The 20,464-nt window shown below is 64.4% G+C and carries 20 protein-coding genes; 10 read left to right on the top strand and 10 right to left on the bottom strand.

Going from position 1 to position 20,464, the window contains the following annotated elements:
- Positions 1–526: 526 nt before the first annotated feature.
- From J8I29_RS28335 to J8I29_RS28350, 4 genes are all read right to left on the bottom strand, one after another.
- On the bottom strand, positions 527–1,471 hold the full coding sequence (locus J8I29_RS28335) for an ABC transporter substrate-binding protein (protein WP_105864173.1): 945 nt from the start codon (positions 1,469–1,471) through the stop codon (positions 527–529).
- Between the two features lie 163 nt (positions 1,472–1,634).
- Positions 1,635–2,636 (bottom strand): ABC transporter permease, encoded by a 1,002-nt coding sequence (locus J8I29_RS28340; protein WP_105864174.1) that lies wholly within the window; start codon positions 2,634–2,636, stop codon positions 1,635–1,637.
- Positions 2,633–4,153, bottom strand: a complete 1,521-nt coding sequence (locus J8I29_RS28345) for a sugar ABC transporter ATP-binding protein (RefSeq protein WP_209434248.1) — start codon at positions 4,151–4,153, stop codon at positions 2,633–2,635. Before J8I29_RS28345 ends, J8I29_RS28340 begins: the two co-directional genes overlap by 4 nt.
- Before the next feature lie 195 nt (positions 4,154–4,348).
- Positions 4,349–5,371 (bottom strand): GlxA family transcriptional regulator, encoded by a 1,023-nt coding sequence (locus tag J8I29_RS28350; RefSeq protein ID WP_209434218.1) that lies wholly within the window; start codon positions 5,369–5,371, stop codon positions 4,349–4,351.
- 66 nt (positions 5,372–5,437) lie between these two features.
- On the opposite strand from J8I29_RS28350, the gene J8I29_RS28355 reads away from it, so the two are divergent.
- From J8I29_RS28355 to J8I29_RS28365, 3 genes are all read left to right on the top strand, one after another.
- The gene (locus J8I29_RS28355; protein WP_209434219.1) at positions 5,438–6,121 is read left to right on the top strand and encodes a DJ-1/PfpI family protein; all 684 of its coding nucleotides are present in this window, start codon (positions 5,438–5,440) and stop codon (positions 6,119–6,121) included.
- Positions 6,122–6,265: 144 nt separating this feature from the next.
- Positions 6,266–6,907, top strand: coding sequence for a PadR family transcriptional regulator (locus J8I29_RS28360; RefSeq protein WP_209434220.1), 642 nt, complete (start codon positions 6,266–6,268; stop codon positions 6,905–6,907).
- Positions 6,908–7,121: 214 nt separating this feature from the next.
- Entirely contained in the window at positions 7,122–8,474 is a 1,353-nt protein-coding gene (locus tag J8I29_RS28365; protein ID WP_105864178.1) for an MFS transporter, read from the top strand.
- 25 nt (positions 8,475–8,499) lie between these two features.
- Here the strand turns inward: J8I29_RS28365 and J8I29_RS28370 are convergent, their stop codons facing one another.
- Positions 8,500–9,180 (bottom strand): L,D-transpeptidase, encoded by a 681-nt coding sequence (locus J8I29_RS28370; RefSeq protein ID WP_105864179.1) that lies wholly within the window; start codon positions 9,178–9,180, stop codon positions 8,500–8,502.
- Between the two features lie 412 nt (positions 9,181–9,592).
- Here J8I29_RS28370 and J8I29_RS28375 point away from each other — a divergent pair, with 412 nt between their 5' ends.
- From J8I29_RS28375 to J8I29_RS28385, 3 genes are all read left to right on the top strand, one after another.
- Positions 9,593–10,288, top strand: coding sequence for a B12-binding domain-containing protein (locus tag J8I29_RS28375; protein WP_105864180.1), 696 nt, complete (start codon positions 9,593–9,595; stop codon positions 10,286–10,288).
- Between the two features lie 67 nt (positions 10,289–10,355).
- On the top strand, positions 10,356–10,979 hold the full coding sequence (locus tag J8I29_RS28380; RefSeq protein WP_209434221.1) for a DUF1638 domain-containing protein: 624 nt from the start codon (positions 10,356–10,358) through the stop codon (positions 10,977–10,979).
- 108 nt (positions 10,980–11,087) lie between these two features.
- Positions 11,088–11,648, top strand: coding sequence for a queuosine precursor transporter (locus J8I29_RS28385; RefSeq protein ID WP_181161286.1), 561 nt, complete (start codon positions 11,088–11,090; stop codon positions 11,646–11,648).
- 182 nt (positions 11,649–11,830) lie between these two features.
- Here J8I29_RS28385 and J8I29_RS28390 read toward each other — a convergent pair whose 3' ends face one another.
- From J8I29_RS28390 to J8I29_RS28410, 5 genes are all read right to left on the bottom strand, one after another.
- Complete coding sequence (locus tag J8I29_RS28390; RefSeq protein WP_209434222.1) at positions 11,831–12,391, bottom strand: invasion associated locus B family protein; 561 nt, start codon at positions 12,389–12,391, stop codon at positions 11,831–11,833.
- Positions 12,392–12,593: 202 nt separating this feature from the next.
- Positions 12,594–13,085, bottom strand: coding sequence for a hypothetical protein (locus tag J8I29_RS28395; RefSeq protein ID WP_209434223.1), 492 nt, complete (start codon positions 13,083–13,085; stop codon positions 12,594–12,596).
- 99 nt (positions 13,086–13,184) lie between these two features.
- Entirely contained in the window at positions 13,185–13,694 is a 510-nt protein-coding gene (locus J8I29_RS28400) for a hypothetical protein (RefSeq protein ID WP_209434224.1), read from the bottom strand.
- A 5-nt stretch (positions 13,695–13,699) separates the two neighbouring features.
- Positions 13,700–14,989, bottom strand: coding sequence for a 23S rRNA (adenine(2503)-C(2))-methyltransferase RlmN (gene rlmN / locus J8I29_RS28405; RefSeq protein ID WP_209434225.1), 1,290 nt, complete (start codon positions 14,987–14,989; stop codon positions 13,700–13,702).
- Between the two features lie 157 nt (positions 14,990–15,146).
- Positions 15,147–16,181: a glutamine synthetase beta-grasp domain-containing protein gene (locus tag J8I29_RS28410; RefSeq protein ID WP_209434226.1), complete on the bottom strand. Its 1,035-nt coding sequence runs from the start codon at positions 16,179–16,181 to the stop codon at positions 15,147–15,149.
- Positions 16,182–16,579: 398 nt separating this feature from the next.
- Here J8I29_RS28410 and J8I29_RS28415 point away from each other — a divergent pair, with 398 nt between their 5' ends.
- From J8I29_RS28415 to J8I29_RS28430, 4 genes are all read left to right on the top strand, one after another.
- Positions 16,580–16,774, top strand: coding sequence for a DUF2735 domain-containing protein (locus J8I29_RS28415; protein WP_209434227.1), 195 nt, complete (start codon positions 16,580–16,582; stop codon positions 16,772–16,774).
- Positions 16,775–17,113: 339 nt separating this feature from the next.
- Positions 17,114–18,010: a fructose bisphosphate aldolase gene (locus tag J8I29_RS28420; RefSeq protein WP_105864187.1), complete on the top strand. Its 897-nt coding sequence runs from the start codon at positions 17,114–17,116 to the stop codon at positions 18,008–18,010.
- Between the two features lie 107 nt (positions 18,011–18,117).
- Positions 18,118–18,771, top strand: a complete 654-nt coding sequence (locus tag J8I29_RS28425) for a hypothetical protein (protein ID WP_209434228.1) — start codon at positions 18,118–18,120, stop codon at positions 18,769–18,771.
- Between the two features lie 74 nt (positions 18,772–18,845).
- Positions 18,846–20,318 carry a D-aminoacylase gene (locus J8I29_RS28430; protein WP_209434229.1) on the top strand — a complete coding sequence of 491 codons (1,473 nt, stop codon included), beginning with the start codon at positions 18,846–18,848 and terminating at the stop codon, positions 20,316–20,318.
- Positions 20,319–20,464 lie beyond the last annotated feature (146 nt).

Here is a 20,464-nt window from a genome sequence, read left to right on the forward strand (position 1 = left end):
ACATATCGACCTCCACCTGGGAAACTCGAACATTCAGCCGGAACTCCGGGGAAGTGGCTCTTTTTTGCTGCTCTGTCAACCTGCGGAAGCCGAATGTTGCCAACAAAATATGCCAAAAAACAGTAAATCTCAATGGAATTTCATAAAGTGTAAATCGATTTTTTTAAGAGGATTGTGTTGTTTCATTTTTTGTACGCAGAGTATTTTTAAATATACTTGAATCTTACGATGGGTAATATGTTTGATTGCGGGGGCCTAAGTGTGTTTTTCTTTTTCGCTGTCCCCCTTTCTGTGCGATGTGGGTGAGTGTTGCCATGGATGAAATGCGGCCGCAATGCGGTGCTTCTGGGGCAAAATTGGGTGGCGCGATTTTGCGGCTGCGATGATGCTTAAGTACTAGATCGCGCCGGCGAAGTATGACTTTCATCCTTAATAGGTATTGCTATTTAAGGTATTATGGTACCTAAATTTTTCCAGAAAAAAGCCGCCCCAGTGGTGAAGGGCGGCTTCCGCGTTGTCGGCCTGCTCAGAACGGCGAGTCGGGGTAGTAGAATTCCTTGGCGTTGTCCTTGGTCACCAGCGTGGCATCGAGAATATAGGAGCCGCGCACGGGCAGCTTGTCGAAGAGGCCGGCTGCGGTGAGGTCCATCGCCACGGCCACCATCGCCGGCGGATAGAGCACGTCGGCCGGGATGGTGGCGTCGCCATCCATGACCTTCTTGACCATGTCTTTCATGCCGGCGCCGCCGAGCACGAACTTGATGTCGGTGCGGCCGGCCTGTTTGATCGCTTCCAGCACGCCGACGGCCATGTCGTCGTCCTGACACCAGACCGCATCGATCTTGGGGTGCTTGGTCAGGAAGTCCTGCATGACCTTGAACGCGTCGTCGCGACTCCAATTGCCGAACTGGCTGTCGATCACCTTGACCTCGGAGCCCTTCAGGCCTTCGTTGAAGGCACTGACGCGCTGCTCGTCGATGACGATGGGCAGGCCGCGGATCACCACGATGTCACCCTTGCCGCCGAGCTTCTCCTTGACGAAGGCGGCGGAGACGGTGCCCAGGCCCGGATTGTTGCCGGCGACATAGAGATCCTGGATCGGGTCGCGCAAGGCGCGGTCCACCACGGTGATGAACACGCCCTTGCCCTTCACCTGGCGGATCGGGTCCGTCAACTCGTCCGAATTATGCGGCAGCACGACGAGGGCATTGATGCCCTGCGTTGTCAGGTCCTCCAGCGCGTTGGCCTGAGACGCTCCGTCGGGCGAGGTCTTCACGATGACCTTGAGGCCGGGATAGCGCGCCTCGAGGGCCTTGGCTTCCTGTTGGGCGTGATAGACCACGCCGCCCGTCCAGCCATGATCGGCGGCCGGTATGGAGACGGCGATGGTCTTGGTGTCGGCGGCGAAGGCCGCCGCCCCGGCGATGGTGAAGAGACCGGCCGCCATCAGGCCGGTCAGCAATTTGCGCATGATATCCTCCCTAGCGCTTTTCGTTCCGTCGGGGCAGGTTGGTCCCGCCCTTGCATATGGACCAAGGCGCTTTGCCATTTGGCGGTCTCGCCAAGAATCGCAAAGACGCTTCGAGTTAGAGCAAACCAGCGTTCCGGCTAGACGCGCTTTGCTCCAGGTGGGCTCAATTCCTCCGGGCCAGCGAGCGCTGCACCAGCATGGCGATGATGATGATGGCGCCCTGCACGGCGCCGACCAGATATTCGGAGACGAAGTTCGACAGCACCATGATGTTGGAGATCACCTCCAGGATCAGCGCGCCGCAGATGGTGCCCCAGATGCGCCCGACGCCGCCGCGTAGGGCCGTGCCGCCGACCACGACCGCCGTGATCGCCTGCAATTCCCAGCCGAGGCCAGTGGTGGAGGTGGTGGAGCCGAGCCTGGGCACATAGACCAGCACGGCGATGGCGACGCACAGGCCCTGGATGATGTAGGTAAGCATGCGCACGCGCCCGACCGAGATGCCGGAATAGCGGGCGACGTCCTCATTGGAGCCGACCGCCATGACATGCCGCCCGAAGGTGGTGCGGTAGAGCAGGAACGCGCCGATGACGGCCACCGCGATGATCACCCACACCGGGAAGGGCAGGCCGAGAATGGTGCCGAAATAGACGGGGCGATAGTCGGCGCGCAGTTCCATCGACTTCATGGCGATCGAGCCGCCGTCGGCAAGCCAGATCAGGAGCGAGCGGAAGATCGCCATGGTGCCGAGCGTGACGATGAAGGGCTCGAGCCGCCCGGCGGTGACGCCCAGGCCGTTGGCGGCACCGCACAGGCCCCCCAGCAGCAACGCCAGGACCATGCCGGTGGCGAGAAGCATGTAGCCGTCGCCGATCATGGCCTTGTTGAGGAAGAGGATCATCACCCCCGAGACCAGCGCCGCCATCGAGCCGACGGAGAGGTCGAGGCCGCCGGCGGTGATCACGAAAGTGGCGCCCACCGCGATGGTGGCGATGAAGGCGCTGCGCGCCAGGACATTGGTGAGGTTGTCGAGGTCAATGAAGCGGGCATTGACGAAATAGCCGAGCACCATCAGCACGGCGAGCGCCGCGAAGGGGGCGATCGCGCGCAGATCGAAATCCTGGAAGCGGCTTGCGGCCTTGGTGGGGGCGAGCTCTCCGCTCATATCTGTGCTCTCGCTTCTTCTCTGGAAACGCCGGTGGCATGCACTACGATTTCGGCCTCTGTCATGGCGTCGCCGCTGACCTCGCCGGCAATTTGCCCGCCGCGCATCACCAGGATGCGGTGGCATACGCCGATCAGTTCCTGCATCTCGGAGGAGATCACGATCACGCCCTTGCCCCTGGCGGCGAGGGCGGCGATGAAACGGTAGATCTGCTCCTTGGTGCCGATATCGATGCCGCGGGTGGGCTCATCGATGACGACGATCCTCGGCTCCAGCAGCATCATCTTGGCGAGCAGCAATTTCTGCTGGTTGCCGCCGGAAAGCTGGCCGGCCAGCAGGGTCTTGGAGCGAGCCCGGATATCGAAATCCTGGAAGGCCTGATTGAGGGCGCTCCATTCGCGTGCCTTGTCGATGAAGGCGCCCGAGGCGAAGCGATCGAGTGCGGCCAGGGTGAGGTTGGTGCGCAGGTCCTGCGCCAGCAGGAGGCCCTTGCCCTTTCGATCCTCGGAGAGATAGACGATGCCCGCCTCCATGGCCTGGCGGGGCTCGTGAAAATGCACGGGCCGGCCATCGAGCCGGACGCTGCCGCTGCCGGAGCGCAGGCCCAGCAGCCCTTCGAACAGTTCGGTTCGTCCCGCCCCGACCAGGCCGGCAAAGCCGAGGATCTCGCCGGCCTCGAGGCCAAAACTGACATCGGTGGCAAAGCCGGGCACATTGAAATGCTCGACTGCGAGCAGGGATTCTTCGGCGACTGCCGCGCTTGCCTCCGCCGAAGCCTTGGCCGGATAGAGATTGGCCATGTCGCGCCCCACCATCAATTGCGCCATGTCGATGGGCTGGAGCTCGGCGGCGGGCCGGGTGGCGATCCATTTGCCGTCGCGCAAGACGGTGACGCGGTCGGCGATGGCCTTCACCTCGTTGAGGCGATGCGAGATGTAGAGAACCGCCGTGCCCTTGGCGCGGATGGCGGTGATGACCTTCAGGAGCGCCTCCGTTTCCACCGGCGTGAGGGATGCGGTGGGTTCGTCGAAGATCACAACGCGGTGCGGCACCGCCAGGGCGCGCGCGATCTGAACCAGTTGGCGCTGGGCGATGGAGAGGCGCTCGACGACTCGGGTCGGTGCGATTTCCGCCCCGAGCTCACGAACCGCCCGCGCGGCCTCCTGGTTCATGGCCCGGTCGTCGACCATGGGGCCGCGGCGGATCTCGCGGCCAAGGAAGATGTTCTGCGCGACGGTCAGGTGAGGGGCGAGCAGGATTTCCTGATGGACCAGCACGATGCCTCGATGCTCGGCGTCGACGGGACCGGAAAAATGCACCGGCTCGCCATCGATGGCGAGCGTGCCACGGCTCGGCTGGAGATGGCCGGCCAGGATCTTCATCAGGGTGGACTTGCCGGCACCGTTTTCGCCGATGATGGCATGGACCTCGCCTGCCTTGAGGTCGAGCGCGATGTTGCTCAGCACCTCGATGGCGCCGAAGCTCTTGGACAGGCCGCTGGCAGCCAGGACCGGCACGGTCTGGTTCTGCGCGGCAGCCCCGTTCGCTTGCCCTTCAGACAAATCCGGTTCCTGGTTTTCGTTTCCCGCCCGCTCTCTTCGCCATATGCAGGGGCGAATGAGTTACGTACCTCGCAATTGTCAGATTACCGGGACGGCGGGTTCTGTCAATCTCGCTTTCCGGATTGGGGCAGCATGGACCTCCCGGCAATGTCATAGCCTGCCGGAAAATCGCTCGCGATAGGATTGCGGCGTCGTTGCCAGGTGCCGGGCAAAGCTGCGCCGCATGGTCTCTTCGCAGCCAAAGCCGCAGCGGGCGGCGATCTGCTTGAGGGGCTGGGCGGTGTCCGCGAGCAGCGTGCGCGCCTGTTCGACCCGCAGCCTTTCGACGGCGCGGGCCGGCGGCAGGCCGGTGGCTTCCCGGTAGCGGCGCTGGAAGCTGCGCTCGCTCATGCCGGCCCGTGCGGCGAGGGCGGGAACCGACAAATCGTCGGCGAGGTTCTCCCGCATCCAGCCATGCAGCGATTCGAAACGGGATGCGCCATGCTGGAGCGCCAGGGCGGCGCTGTATTGCGACTGCCCGCCCGGCCGCTTGAGGAAGACCACCAACTCGCGCGCTACTGCCAGCGCCATCGCGCGGCCAAGGTCGCGTTCCACCAAAGCGAGAGCGAGGTCGATGCCAGCGGTGACGCCGGCGGAGGTCCATAACTTGCCATCCTCGATGAAGATCGGATCGCTCTCCACCCGTGCTGCCGGAAAGCGCTCGGCCAGCAGAGCGCAGGAATCCCAATGGGTCACGGCGCGCCTGCCGTCGAGCAGGCCCGCGGCACCGGCCAGAAAGGCGCCGGTGCAGACAGCCGCGACCCTTCGGACCGCCGTCGCTCTGGCCGTAACCCAGGCAACGAGTTCGGCATCCTCAATCGCCTGGTGCACGGCGCGCCCGCCGGCGATCACCAGCGTATCGCAGGCTTCGCTCGCGTCCGGCAGGGGCTCGGCCTGCAAGGTCAGCCCGGCCCAGGCCGTGACCTGGGCCTGCCGGGCGACGATGCGCAGGCGATAGGCCGCGGGCAGCCCGTCATCCTCCCGGAGGCGGTTGGCCGAGGCGAATACCTGCATGGGGCCGGCGATATCGAGCAGTTGAAACCCGGGAAAAGCCAACAGATCGACCGGGCGGCACGCCCCGCCAGCCGAGGAGGCGCCGATCGGATTTGGCGCAAAATGTGGGTCAAACGACATTTGGGCCAGAAGCTGCCGCGCTAGAATGGGTCTGTCAACATCAAGGTTTAGAACGGAGCAGCCCGAATGATCCTGCAAATCGGCTTTCTCGTCTTCCCCAAGGTGCAACTGCTCGACCTGGCCGGGCCCTTCGATGCCTTTGCCGCCATGCCGGGCGTTGTCCAGCATCTGATCTGGAAGGATCTCGATCCCGTGACGGCGACCTGCGGCTGGCCCGTGCAGCCCACGACGACGCTGCAGGACTGCCCCGTCCTCGACGTGCTGTGCGTGCCGGGCGGTGCCGGCGTCAATCCGCTGATGGGGGATGAGGTCGTCCTCGACTTCCTGCGGCGCCAGGCCTGGAGCGCACGCTTTGTCACTTCCGTATGCAGCGGCGCGCTCGTGCTGGGGGCGGCGGGGCTCCTGGACGGAAAGCGGGCGACGACGCATTGGGGTTCGCATCATCTGCTCGAACCACTCGGTGCCGTGCCGGTGGCCGAACGCATCGTCGCGGACGGCCGGCTGATCACCGGTGGCGGCGTCACCGCAGGCATCGATTTCGCGCTCGACATCATCGCCAGGCTGCGGGGCCGCGAGGAGGCCGAAGCCGTGCAGCTCAAGCTCGAATATGCGCCGGCGCCTCCCTTCGATGCCGGCTCGCCCGTCACGGCGCCAGCCGCTGCGATCGAGGCGGCGCGGGCCTCCGCTGCCGGTTATGTCGAGGAACGCGAGCGCATCGTCGCCCGGCTGCTTGCCGCGAAGGCCGCGTGAGGCCGCCCGCCATGGGCATGTCCCGCATTCGGTTGGAGAGCAGGGCCGAGTCGGCCTCGCAAAAAATCCAGAAAGGCTCTTGCGTAATCTATCTTTCGATATATCTTAAGAGTCATCTTAAAGATAGAACGAAAGGTATATCGCATGTTTGGACGACATCATGAGGGCCGCGGGCGCGGCGAATTCTGGGGACGGGACGGCTTCCGCGGCTGGGGCCGTGGGGAACAGCAGGAGTGCGCGCCCGGCCGCGGCGGACGCTGGGGGCGCGGCGGCTTCGAGGGCGACGGCCCCGGAGACTTCTTCGGACGGGGCTTCGGCGGCCGTGGCCGCGTCTTCGGCCACGGCGATTTGCGCCTGGTCATCCTGGCCCTGATCGCCGAGAAGCCGCGCCATGGCTATGAGCTGATCCGCGCCATCGAGGACAAATTCGGCGGGGCCTACGCACCGAGCCCCGGTGCGGTCTATCCCACGCTGACCCTCCTGGAAGAGCAGGATCATATCCGCGGCGAAGCGTCGGAAGGCACCAAGAAGCTCTACACCATCACGCCCGAAGGCGAGGCCTTCCTTGCCGAGAACCGCGATGCGGTCGATGGCGTGATGGCGCGCATGGATCTGGCCGCCAGCGCCTTCTCCGCCCGCTCCACGCCGGAGATGGTGCGCGAAGCCCTGCATACGTTCCGGCACGCGCTGCAGATGCATCGCGGTCCGTGGACGCAGGCCGAGGCCGAGCGGATCCGCGCCATCATCGAAAAGGCCGCCCGCGACATCGTCGGCGGTCAGAGCTGAAGGAGCAGCCGGCCGCAGCCTTCATCCCGGCACTTGGCAGCATCGCAAGGCTGTTGGTTTTAATAATGGGATAAAGCTGGCACTTCCCCGATGATCCAGGAAGCGTAGAAACAGGGTGCCGTTGCGGCGCCCTGTTTGCCGTTGCGGGTGATTTTTTCAATTTTTTGTCTCGAAGATGCCGATGCCGTCGGCTCTTGTCGGTCGTGAGTATTTGATGAACGCCGCCACCATGGATGGCTTGCCCATTCCCCAACGCTTCCTGGCCTTCCTGACCATCGCCATGGCGCTGACCATGGCGGTGCTCGATAGTGCCATCGTCAATGTCGCTCTGCCCTCGATCGCGGGCGAACTCGCGGTCTCGCCGGCGGAATCGATCTGGGTCGTCACCGCCTATCAGCTTGCGGTCACTATCTCGCTGCTGCCCCTGTCCTCGCTCGGTGATATCATCGGCTACAAGCGCGTCTATTGGGCGGGGCTGGCCGTGTTCACCGCGGCGTCCTTCGCCTGTGCCCAGGCCTCGTCGCTTCCGGTGCTGGCGCTGGCGCGCGCGGTGCAGGGGCTCGGCGGCGCCGGCATCATGAGCGTCAACATCGCCCTGGTGCGCTATATCTTCCCCAAGGCCTCCCTCGGCTCGGGCGTCGGCTACACGGCCCTGGTGGTGGCGGTGTCCTCGGCGGCCGGGCCCAGCGTCGCCTCCGCAATTCTGACCGTCGCAAACTGGCAATGGCTGTTCCTGGTCAACGTGCCCATCGGCCTCGTCGCACTCTTCGTCGCGGCCCGGGCCTTGCCGCAGACGCCGGCATCCGGCCATCGCTTCGACTGGATCAGCGCCGTCCTGAATGCTTTCACCTTCGGCCTGCTGATCGCCGGCCTCGACGGTCTCGGCGATGTCGGCACGATGCCGATAGCGCTCGCGATGATCGGCGGGGCAGCGGTGGCAGCCCTTGTCCTGGTCAGGCGTTCGGTAAAGCAGCCGGTGCCGCTGCTGCCGGTCGACCTTTTGCGGCGGCCGGTATTCTCGCTGTCGATGGCGACCTCGATCTGCTCCTTCGCCTCGCAGAGCATGGCCTATGTGGCGCTGCCCTTCTTCCTGCAGCGCACGCTCGGCCACTCCGAGGCGGCGACGGGATTCCTGATGACCCCCTGGCCGCTGATGACGGCGTTGATCGCGCCCATTTCAGGCCGGCTTTCCGATCGGATCTCGCCCGAGAAGCTCGGCATTGCCGGGCTCTGCCTGCTCGCGGCGGGGCTGGCGGCGGTCGCCAGCATGGGCGAGCGGCCCGACAGCTTCGATATCGTCTGGCGGCTTGCCCTGTGCGGCTTCGGCTTTGGCCTGTTCCAGTCGCCCAACAACCGCATCATCATCGCCAGCGCGCCGCGCGAGCGCAGCGGCGGGGCCAGCGGCCTGCAATCGACCGGCCGGCTGCTCGGCCAGTCGCTGGGGGCGGCGGTCGCGGCGGTCATCTTCAGCCTTGTCGCGCAGGGACAGACGGAACTGATCGCCTGGATCGGCGCGGGTCTCGCGCTGATCGGGGCGGTGTCGAGCGGGTTGCGCAAGACGGGCTGAAAACGATCGCAGGCCGGGGGCCGAATCAGCTCGCCTCGGCGCCGCCATGCGAAGGCCGCACCACCACTCGCACGCCCACCGGGGTGTTGTGGTAGAGGGCCATGATGTCCTGGTTGAGCAGGCGGATGCAGCCGGAAGACATCGATTTGCCGATCGAGGTCGGATCGTTGGTTCCGTGCAGGCGGTAGAGCGTATCGCGGTCGCCCTGGTAGAGATACATGGCGCGGGCCCCGAGCGGGTTTTCGACGCCGCCGGGCATGCCGCCCGCGAATTTGGCTGCCAGCGGGTCGCGCTTGACCATTTTGGGCGGCGGCGTCCAGCGCGGCCATTCCGCCTTGCGCCGGATGGTGGCCTTGCCGCTCCAGCCAAAACCTTCGCGGCCGACGCCGACGCCATAGCGGGTGGCGGTGCCGTCGTCATGGATATGGTAGAGAAAACGATTGTCGGGATCGACGATGATGCTGCCGGGCTCCTCGCCGGCGGGTGCGGCCACGACGCGCCGCAGATATTTGGGATCGATCGCCTTCAGATTGATGGGCGGATAATCGTGGCCGTTCTCCGTGCCGCCGGCATAGATCTCTCGATAATTGAAGCCGCTATCGTTGGATCTGTTGAAGAGCGAGCTGACGGTGGCTCGTGAAGAAGCGCAGCCGGCGAGCAGCACGGGAGCGCCCAGAACAAATACGCGACGAGATAAATCGGGCATCACAACCTTTTCCGATGGGCCAGCAAGACCGGAGCCGCGCAGATTGCAGGCGTTCCGACATTCCGTTACGTAGGCCTACTATCTCGGCATGCGTTTGTGCAAGCCAATACTGACTTGGGACACAGGCAAGGTTACCCGCATGCGGCGCGCCCGAACCGTGGAGAACGCCGGAAAACGGACAGGGCGGTTGCCCGGGCGCGACGCCTTGCCCGAGCGGTTTGCCGCAGGGTCCGGCTGTCGGAAAATTTCGCCCCAACCCATCCGCGATCGCAGCCGATGTTTTCGCCGGTTGTCGCAGTTTGAATATACGATGTCCCCAGTGCGACAGCAAAAGGCGCGCCGGTCAGGCTACCTCGCATTAAGAAGCGTTCTATAGTAATCCGTGCTTCACCCAGTGCAGGAACAGCAAGTCATGTCCGATGGCGATCTCGATCTCAACTCACTCCCCGATGACGAGCTCGTCGAGCAGATGCATGACGACCTTTATGACGGCCTTGCCGACGAGATCGTCGAAGGCGTCGAGATCCTGCTCAAGCGTGGCTGGACGCCTTATGACGTGCTCACCAAGGCCCTGGTCGAGGGCATGCGCATCGTCGGCGTCGACTTCCGCGACGGCATCCTGTTCGTGCCGGAAGTGCTGATGTCCGCCAACTCGATGAAGGCCGGCATGAACGTGCTGCGCCCGCTATTGGCCGAAACCGGCGCGCCCAAGGTCGGCAAGATGGTGATCGGCACCGTCAAGGGCGACATTCACGACATCGGCAAGAACCTCGTCACCATGATGATGGAGGGCGCCGGTTTCGAAGTGATCGATCTCGGCATCAACAACCCGGTCGAGAACTATCTCGAAGCGCTGGAGAAGCACCAGCCCGAGATTCTCGGCATGTCGGCTTTGCTCACCACCACCATGCCCTATATGAAGGTGGTGATCGACACGATGAAGGAGAAGGGTATCCGCTCCGACTACATCGTGCTGGTCGGCGGCGCGCCTCTGAACGAAGCCTTCTCGGAAGCCGTGGGCGCCGATGCCTATTGCCGCGATGCCGCCATCGCGGTGGAAACGGCCAAGTCGCTGATCGGCAAGCGGCAGGGCATGGCGGGCGCCTAGGGAGGTCGATCTCCGATCGACCATGTCAGTCGGAGACTGACACTCCCGATACCACGCGGAGAGGTCGATGCCCGAAAGAACCATGCAAACGACCAAGCCCCGCTCGACGCTGGTGATCGCCTGCGGGGCGCTGGCGCGCGAATTCCTGGCGGTGAAGACCGCCAATGGCTGGGACCATGTGGATGTCACCTGCCTGCCGGCGATCTGGCACAATTATCCGCAGAAGATCCCGGACGGCATCCGCCGCAAGATACGCGCCAATCGTGCCAGATATGATGAGATCCTGGTGCTCTACGGCGATTGCGGCACCGGCGGCCTGCTCGATGAGGTCCTCAAGGAGGAGGGCGTCGAGCGTATCGATGGGCCGCATTGCTACTCCTTCTTCGCCGGTGCCGAGGTGTTCGACCGCATGCAGGAGGAGGAGATCGGTACCTTTTACCTCACCGATTTCCTGGTGCGCCATTTCGACCGCTTCGTGATCAAGGGCCTGAAGCTCGACGTCCATCCGCAATTGCTGCCGATGTATTTCGGCCATTACAAGCGGGTGATGTTCCTGGTGCAGGTCCCGGACAAGGCGCTGGAGAAGAAAGCCGCCGCTGCCGCCGCCCGTCTCGGTCTGCCTTTGGAAATTCATCATACGGGGCTTGCGGGCATCGAGCCCTTCCTGAAGCCTCGTGACGCGGCGGCTTGACGAGAAGGACTGCGCAGAAAGCCTGCCATGCTGTTTTATGGGTAGGCCTGATCCGGCTTTTGCTGTATGCCAGCCCGCAATTTCCGTGTTTTCGCTGGGTATGACGCCGTGAGCAGCTCTTCGTCTTCCTCCTTCTTCGCCGGCCTGCGCTGGTCCTACGTCCTGGCGCACGCCGTGATCGTCGCCGCCGCCAACTGGGGCGTGCAATATGTCGTGCCGGGCACTTCCGATTTCCTGACCTGGGGCGCCTTCATCTTCCCGGTCGCCTTCTTCATCACGGATTTATGCAATCGGCGCCATGGCGTGGAGATGACGCGCAAGGTTGTGATGGCCTCCTTCGTGATCGCCGTGATCGTCTCCTTCGTGGCTGCGGATCCGCGCATCGCCATCGCCAGCGGCGTCGCCTTCATCTCCGGCCAGATGGTGGATGCGCAGGTCTTCAACCGCTTCCGCCAGCATGCCTGGTGGGTGCCGCCCTCCATCTCCAACATCCTGGCTTCGACGGTCGACAGCGTGCTGTTCTGGGTGATCGCCTTCGTCGGCACGGATGTGCCCTGGGTCAGCCTCGGCATTGCCGACTATGCCATCAAGATCGCCATGGTTTTCGTAGTGATGCCCATCTATGGCTACCTCGTCTTCCGCGACAGGCTCGCCACCAAGACGGTGTAGTTTTGGAGCGCAGACATCTCAGCGACATCAAGGAATGTCGCTGAGATGCCCGCTCTTGAAGCATAGAACCTGCAAAAAGGGCGCGGCCAGATCAGGCAGCGCCCTTTTTCTTGTAGGTCTCTATTCTAAGTGCGGACATCGCGACATTCCTTAATGTCGCTGAGATGCCCGCGCTCCAAATCTTACGGGCAGCCCTTGGTGATGGCGTCGAGGGCCTGCGGCAGCCCGTCGAGCGAGTAGCGGTCGGTTGTCTTGTTGCCGCGCTTGGAAGCGCCGGTGAAGACTGCTTCGCGGCTCTTGCGCATGGTGTTGACCACGGTGCCTTCCTCGGCGGCGTTCTTCACCCAGGCATTGCTGCCCTTGGTGTAGAGCGTATAGGAGGAGCGGCCGACCTTCAGCGTGGCGTCGCCGCCATCCTTCATGCCGAAGCCGGTGATCATGCTCAGTTCGTTCTTCACGCCCTCGCCGGGGCGGCGCGTGATGAAGAGCGTGGCCGGATCCCGTTTCAGCCGCGCGGGCTTGCGGTCCTTCGGGCTGGTGATGGCAAAGCAGGACTTGCCCTTCGCCGTACCGTTCTGGAAGGCCTGCCAATCGCCGAACTGGCCGAGCGGCGTCGGTTGGGCGCTGGCGGCGGCAGCCGGGGCCGGTGCTTCGGCCTTGGGTTTGCGAGGTGCTGCCAGAGCCGAACCGGTGAATGCGACGACGGCGGTGGCGATGAGCGCGATGCGAAGGGTTGAGGACATCATGCTGGCTCGATCGATCCCGAATAAGAGGGCAGAAAGCGGTGGCGCCCGATCATCGTGAATCGGAGCGCCTCGCGCAACTGCGACGAAAGACAGGGATTCCGGCGAAAGTTCGACCGGAACGGCTCGCAGCCTACGCGGACGCGGTGAGTAAATGGTTAAATGGTGCCGAAAGAACCATGGCGTGCAATCCTGGCTCCTCTCAACCGGCCGCGCTCCGGCCGGCCACCAGCCAGTAGACCGTGCCGGCGACGATGCCGATGGCGAGGAGGCCGAGCAGGGCACGGTAGAGCAGCACGATGGCGAGGATGTTCAGGCTCATCACCATCGGCGCCACGGCAAAGGCGAGCGCCATGCCGATGGCATAGAACATCCAGCTTGTCTTGCCCATGGTTTCGCCGATCACCGCCACCAGCGCGATCGGGGCGAGCCAGATGGCCAAAGCGGCGGTTGCGGCCTGCCGGATCATCGCACCGATGTCTTCCACGGGGGTGCCTTCGATCACCGTTGCCAGAGCCTTCAGCCCCAATAATTCGGCGGTGCCGGTGAGTTCCTGGCCGAAACCGTGATTGGCGAGGCCCATCACGCCGACCACCAGCGCGGCGATGGCGGCCAGGACGGCAGCAAAGGCCACCAGGACGAGACGGTCGAGGAAGCCGATGACGCTGCGCGGGCGCGGGGGTGGGGCATTCATGGTCATCTGGGGACGGGATTCATTATCGAGTGTGACGAGAAATGCATCTGGCGGAACGATGCATGATTCGTACGTCCGCACCGTGGAAAGTACGGCTTGTCATTGCCTCAGGGTCCGCCTGATCAGGCCGGCTCTTCGACCGGTGATGAACCAATAAGCGAACCCCGCAACCGCCCCGGTGCAGGCGAGACCTATGAAAAGAAAAACCATATCGCCAGGCCTTGGCGGCATGAAGCTGACGACCAGGGGAATAACGCAGAAGAACAGGGCCGTCCCGCCGATGTAAAAAGCCCAGAAGCGCTGACCAAAGATCTCCCCCAGGAGGGCAACGCCGATTACCGGCATTGCCCAGATTATCGAGGCGGTAAGCCAGAAATTCAAAAAAGCGGTTTGCGCGCGGCCGAGTTCGAAAATTGGATTTTCGATGGTCGTGATATTCACCGGGTCTAAGGACAGGCCGAAACGAAAGACGGAATCGGTTAGATCATGGCTCACGAGCCCGCTGCTGCCGGCAGCGATTGCGGCGATGCAGGCCACCGCAATCGCGCCAACAATCTCGAAAATACGCCCGACGACCAACAGTATGAAACCGAGCCACCAGGCGAGCATGTCCGCTATTCCCCGTCCGCCCCGTGGGCGTAGAAGGCCTCCACCGCCAGTTTCTTCATGGCGTCGGCCTCGATGGCAAGGCGCTCGCGGGCCCGCATCTTCTGGCTCTCGCTCTTGAGCTGGCCGCAGGCTGCGAGAATGTCGCGCCCGCGCGGCGTGCGGATGGGCGAGGCGTAACCGGCGTTGAAGACGATGTCGGAAAAGGCTTCGATCGTCTCCCAGTCCGAGCATTCATAGAAGGTGCCGGGCCAGGGATTGAAGGGGATCAGGTTGATCTTGGCTGGAATGCCCTTGAGCAGTTTCACCAGGGCGCGCGCCTCGGCCGGGCTGTCATTGACGCCCTTGAGCATGACATATTCGAAGGTGATGCGGCGGGCATTGGAGAGGCCGGCATAGTTGCGGCAGGCATCCAGGAGCTCGGCGATCGGATATTTCTTGTTCAGCGGCACCAGCTCGTTGCGCAGATCGTCATTGGTGGCATGCAGCGAGATGGCGAGGGCCGGATTGACGTCGTCGCCGAGCGGGCCGAGCATCGGCACCACGCCGGAGGTCGACAGGGTGATGCGCCGGCGCGACAGGCACAGGCCGTCCTGGTCCGACATCACCTTCAGGGCGGTGGTGACGTTGTCGTAATTGTAGAGCGGCTCGCCCATGCCCATCATCACGACATTGGAGACGAAGCGCCCGCCATCGCGCGGCACGATCGCGCCTTCCGGCGCCTCCTGGCCCGGCCAGTCGCCGAGCCGGTCGCGCGCGACCAGGAGCTGGGCCACGATCTCGGCTGCGGTGAGGTTGCGCACCAGCTTCTGCGTACCGGTATGGCAGAAGGAGCAGTTGAGCGTGCAGCCGACCTGGGAGGAGACGCACAGCGTGCCGCGGCTCTCGTCGGGGATGTAGACGGTCTCGATCTCGGCGCCCTTGTCGGCAGGGCCGGTGGAGGGCATGCGCATCAGCCATTTGCGCGTGCCGTCGGCCGAGATCTGCTCGGCGATGATCTCCGGGCGATCGAGCGTATAGGACTGCTCCAGCAGGGCGCGCAGATGCTTGGACACGTTGGTCATGGCATCGAAACGGCTGGCGCCGCGCACATAGAGCCAGTGCGAAAGCTGGTTGACGCGCATCTTCACCTCGCCGGCGGGCACGCCCACGGCGGTGAGGGCCTGCGTCAAGGCGGCGCGATCCATCCCGGCGAGGGAGGGCTTGGCGGAGGGGGCTTGTGGAGCGGCAACGGTATCGGCCATTCCCATGGGAATGGCCCGAGGGCTCGCTGCCTGTTCGAGCGAAGGGGCCGACATGCAAAATTCCTGATGTTGGCCGGGGCTATAGCACAGCCAGCCCGAAAGGGCGACCGGCAAAGATGCATGGTGGGCGCGCGCTGGCCTCATCCGGACGCGGCATGCAAAACGGCGCGGATCTTCCGATCCGCGCCGTTTTGTCGGGAACCGTTCGGGCTCAGGCCGCGGCCTTCACCTCGGTCGAGACGGAAGCGATGGTCTTGAGCACCTGGGAGGCGATCTCATAGGGATCGGCCTGGGAGTTGGGACGGCGGTCTTCCAGATAGCCCTTGTAGTCGTTGCGCACGAAGGAGTGCGGCACGCGGATCGAAGCACCGCGGTCGGCCACGCCCCAGGAGAACGTGTCGATCGAGGCGGTCTCGTGCTTGCCGGTGAGGCGCAGATGGTTGTCCGGACCATAGACGGCGATATGCGCGTCCTTGTTGGCGGCGAACGCAGCCATCAGGGCCTCGAAATAGGCCTTGCCGCCGACTTCGCGCATATGGGTGGTCGAGAAGTTGCAATGCATGCCCGAGCCGTTCCAGTCGGTGTCGCCGAGCGGCTTGCAATGCCATTCGATGTCGATCGAGTATTGCTCGGTCAGGCGGAGCAGGAAGTAGCGGGCGAGCCACATCTCGTCGGCGGCGGCGCGGGAGCCCTTGCCGAAGATCTGGAATTCCCACTGGCCCTTGGCGACCTCGGCATTGATGCCTTCATGGTTGAGGCCGGCGGCCAGGCAGATGTCGAGATGCTTCTCGACGATCTCGCGGGCGATGTTGCCGACATTCTTGTAGCCGACGCCGGTGTAATAGGGACCCTGCGGCGCCGGGAAGCCATGCTCGGGGAAGCCGAGCGGGCGGCCGTCCTTGTAGAAGAAATACTCCTGCTCGAAGCCGAACCAGGCGCCGTCATCATCGAGAATGGTGGCGCGGGTGTTGGAGGCATGCGGGGTGACGCCGTCGGGCATCATCACTTCGCAGAGCACAACGGCACCGTTCAGGCGCTCCGGATCGGGGACGACGCGGATCGGCTTGAGGACGCAGTCGGAGTTGGATCCTTCGGCCTGCTTGGTCGAGGAACCGTCGAAGCCCCAGAGCGGCAGTTGCTCGAGCGTGGGGAAGGCGTCGAATTCGCGGACCATGGTCTTGCCGCGCAGGTTGGCGGTCGGCCGGTAGCCATCGAGCCAGACATACTCGAGCTTGTACTTCGTCATTCTCAGGATACTCGCTGGTTGGTAGACGGGGACGGCAGCCGGCTCGCACCGGATTGCCGCAGGTTGCGGTGCAATAAGCAGGAAGCGTGCCAGCCGGCGGGGTGCGGCGCTTTTGTCGCAGATGAGGGGGGCGCTGACGGCGCAAATGCGATGCAGCTTTTGTCTTTCCGTCCGCTCCGCGGAAGAAAGGGTCGTTTTTGGATCATCAGCGAGGGTGTCGTCGCCGCCCGGAGCTGCCGCCTTCCTGCGCAGTGCCGCAGAGAAGCCCCAGATGCACATAGTTTAGGCAAACACTGCCTGCAAAGCAGGCAAATCATAGGAAGTCGAGGAGGGCTGTGCTAAAACTCGATCCTGGTTTGGTCGCACCCCCCGGGGCGCGCCAGGCAAGGGAGACGAGCATGACTGCGAGTAGCCGGCAGGAGACCGCCAAGATCTATCTCTTCCCCGCGCGGCCGCGCATGGGGTCCAGTCTCGGGCGCGACGAGACCCGGCTTTCTTCGCGCGACACCCAGCCTTTGCCGCCCATCGATATCGACGGCGCCTGGTATCACCAGGCCGCCATTCGCGATGCGGGCGACCCGCGCAAGCGCTGACGGTCCAAGCGGAAGAAGGCCCTGGTCCATCGCCGCCGAACCCATGTCCCGTGGCAGGGCCGGATGGCATTCGGCCTCCATTTCCCGCTTCTTCGCGAAAGCTTTTCACCGCGCAGCCCCTTGCTTCACCTTCCCGCCATGCCGATACTCGCGCCGACTCGAAGCGTGCTTTCGTGATTTTGGCGCAATCGCACGCACAAAGATGCTCTAGCCGATCCGTCGGATCGGCCTGGAAACAATGAGCTAGAGCCAATGAGCGTTTTCGTCTAAACGCGCTTTGTTCTAGGCAACCGTGGAGGCTGGGCGCGCTGCGCACCGGCCCGCAACAGGGAGACCAGCATGGCAGACGCCAAGATGATGTCACAGATGACCGGCAAGGATGGCTTCATCGCCGCCCTCGATCAGAGCGGCGGTTCCACCCCCGGCGCCCTGCGTCTCTATGGCATCGCCGATTCCAGCTATAGCGGCGACGAAGAGATGTTCCGCCTGATGCACGAAATGCGCGTGCGCATCATGACGGCTCCCGCCTTCTCCGGCGACAAGGTGATCGGTGCCATCCTGTTCGAGAAGACCATGGACGGCGATGCCAAGGGCAAGCCGGTGCCCACCTATCTGTGGGAAGACCGTGGCGTGGTACCGTTCCTCAAGGTCGACAAGGGCCTGGCGGCGGAAGAAAACGGCGCGCAGGTGATGAAGCCGATGCCCGAACTCGACGCCCTGCTTTCGCGCGCGGTGAAGAAGGGCATCTTCGGCACCAAGATGCGGTCGGTGATCGCCAACGCCGACAAGACCGGCGTCGCCGCGGTGGTGAAGCAGCAATTCGAGGTGGGTAAGCAGATCCTCGGCCATGGCCTCGTGCCGATCATCGAGCCGGAAGTCTCGATCAAGAGCCCGACCAAGCAGGAAGCCGAAGCCATCCTGCGCGATGAGATCGCCCGGGAACTCGATGCCTTGCCGGCGGGCCAGCAGGTGATGCTCAAGCTCACCATCCCCACCGTGGCCGATTTCTACAAGCCGCTGGTCGACCACAAGGCGGTTGCCCGCGTGGTGGCGCTGTCGGGCGGCTACACCCGCGCCGATGCCTGCGAGAAGCTCAGCCACAACCATGGCATGATCGCCTCCTTCTCGCGCGCCCTGACGGAGGATCTGCGCGTCTCGATGAGCGATGCCGAGTTCGACGCCAGCCTCGCCAAGACCATCGGCGAAATCTACACGGCGAGCGTGGTCAAGGCCTGATCCCTAACGAGGCGCTTGGAAATCGCCGGCCGCGAGCGGGGCGGAATGCCCGGTTCGCGGCCGGCTTCGTTTGAGGCCCTGCTTCTCGCAATCAAGGAGTTCGAGGCGTGACGATCGGCATTGCTGCCTTCGGGGCCGAAGCGGGCCGGGCGGTCTGGTCAGCCTGGGCCGAGGCGGAAAGGTTCGGCAGGGGTGACCTGCATGGCTTTGCGGTGTTTTATGCCCTCGCGCCGGACGGCGAGCCGCTCGGCCTGGAGTGTCAGCGCGGCGGTCTCGGGACCATTCGCGCCCAATGGTCCACCCGGCCGGATCTTGCCTGGATGATGGCCTCGCCGCTGGCGGCCGTGATCACCAGCGGGCCGGACCGTCCCGAGCCGCTCAGCCAGTTTCTGCTGGCCAGCCGGAAAGGCTTGGTCACCGGCCACAGGCTGCCGAATAGGGCCGGCGTATCGGGCCTTCCTGTCAACGTCGAGGCGCTGGCGCTGATCGAGGCGGGCATTGATCCCGCCACGGCCGCGCAGCGCGTGATGGACGCCAATCCGCGCCTCGACGCCGGCCTGATCGCCGTGACGGCAGGGGATATCGGGCTCGCAGACAGCGAGCGGGTGCGCGAGCGGGACGATCGCGGCGAGGCCCTGATCCTCGCCCCGGACAGGCGCTATGGCCTGGCCCTGCTGCACAATTCGATCGAGCCCGTGAAAGGGCTCGCCGAAGCCGCCGCGCGGCAGGGTGCGGCGGTATTGGCCGGGCACGAATCATAGCGGCGGGCTATAGCGGAAAGAGAAGCCGGCATACTGGCCCGCATCCGCCCAGGGACCACGCCGAGGAGTCCGCCATGACTGCCACCTGCGATCTGATCTTCCGGCAGGCGAGTATCTTCGACGGCACCGGCGCCGAGCCGCAGCAGGCCGATCTTGCCGTCACCGGCGAGCGCATCGTCGCCGTCGGCGAGCACCTGCCGCACAAGGCGAGGACCGAGATCGACGCCGCAGAGCTTGCCCTCGCGCCCGGCTTCATCGACGTGCACACCCATGACGACCGGGCAGTGATCGCCACCGACATGGCGGCCAAGCTCAGCCAGGGTGTGACCACGGTGGTGGTGGGCAATTGCGGCATCAGCCTCGCTCCGCTGCGGGCGAAGGGCGAGGTGGTGCCGCCGCTCGACCTGATCGCCAAAAGCGAACACGAATTGTTCGGGCGTTTCGCTGATTACTTCGAGGCGGTGGAGACGGCCGGAACTACGGTGAACGTCACCTGCCTCGTCGGGCATACCACACTCCGGCTCGCCACCATGGATCGGCTTGACCGCCCGGCCACCAGGGCCGAATGCGCCCGCATGCGCGACCTGCTCGACCAGGCGCTGGCGGATGGCGCCATCGGGCTGTCCACCGGGCTCTACTACCAGCCGGCCAATGCCGCCTCGACCGCCGAGGTGATCGCCGTCGCCGAGCCGCTGGCCCGATATTCGGCCCTCTACACCACCCATCTGCGCGACGAGGCCGATCACCTGCTGGAGGCGATGGAGGAGGCCTTCACCATCGGGCGCGAGGCCGATGCCCCCGTGGTGCTCTCCCACCACAAGGCGACCGACCCGCAGAACCATGGCCGCACCCGGCAGTCCCTGCCGATCATCGAAAAGCGCGCGCGCCAGCAGCCCGTCACGCTCGACGTCTATCCCTATGCGGCCTCCTCCACCGTGCTGGAGGCCAAGCGTGCCAGCCAGGTCGAGCGGATCCTGATCACCTGGTCGAAGGCGCGGCCCGATCTTGCCGGCAAGACGCTCGACGCCATCGCCCGCGAGCTCGGCGTCTCCAGGGAGGAGGCGGTGGCGACGCTGCAGCCGGCCGGCGCCGTCTATTTCACCATGGACGAAGAGGATGTGCGGCGCGTGCTGCAGTTCCCGCTCACCATGGTGGGCTCGGACGGGCTGCCGCACGATATGCGCCCGCATCCCCGGCTCTGGGGCACCTTTCCCCGGGTGCTGGGCCACTATGCGCGCGATATCGGCCTGTTCGGCATGGAGGAGGCGGTGCGCCGCATGACGGCGCTGCCCGCCGCCCGCTTCGGCCTTGCCCAGCGCGGCGTCATCCGGCAAGGCGCCTTCGCCGACCTCGTGCTGTTCGATCCGAAGACCATCCTGGACAAGGCGACGTTCGACGATCCCACGCAGCTCTCGGCCGGTATCCGCTCGGTCTATGTCAATGGGAGCCTGGCCTGGGGCGAGGGCAAGGTCGCCGGCCCGCGCGCCGGCAAGGTGCTGCGCAACCGCGATCTGGCGGCGAAGAATTTCACCGCCGCGTTTGCGTGAGAGATAACCAGGCCGAGTGAGGCGCGACAAGCCTTCTCCCCTTGCGGGAGAAGGTGGCATTGCGCAGCCATGACGGATGAGGGGTGCTGGCGCATACTTGGCAGAGGAAGCGTGTCTCCCCTCATCCGCCCCTTCGGGGCATCTTC

It is taken from the genome of Labrys sp. LIt4, from assembly GCF_017813775.1.
In the GTDB taxonomy this organism is placed as follows: Bacteria; Pseudomonadota; Alphaproteobacteria; order Rhizobiales; family Labraceae; genus Labrys; species Labrys okinawensis_A.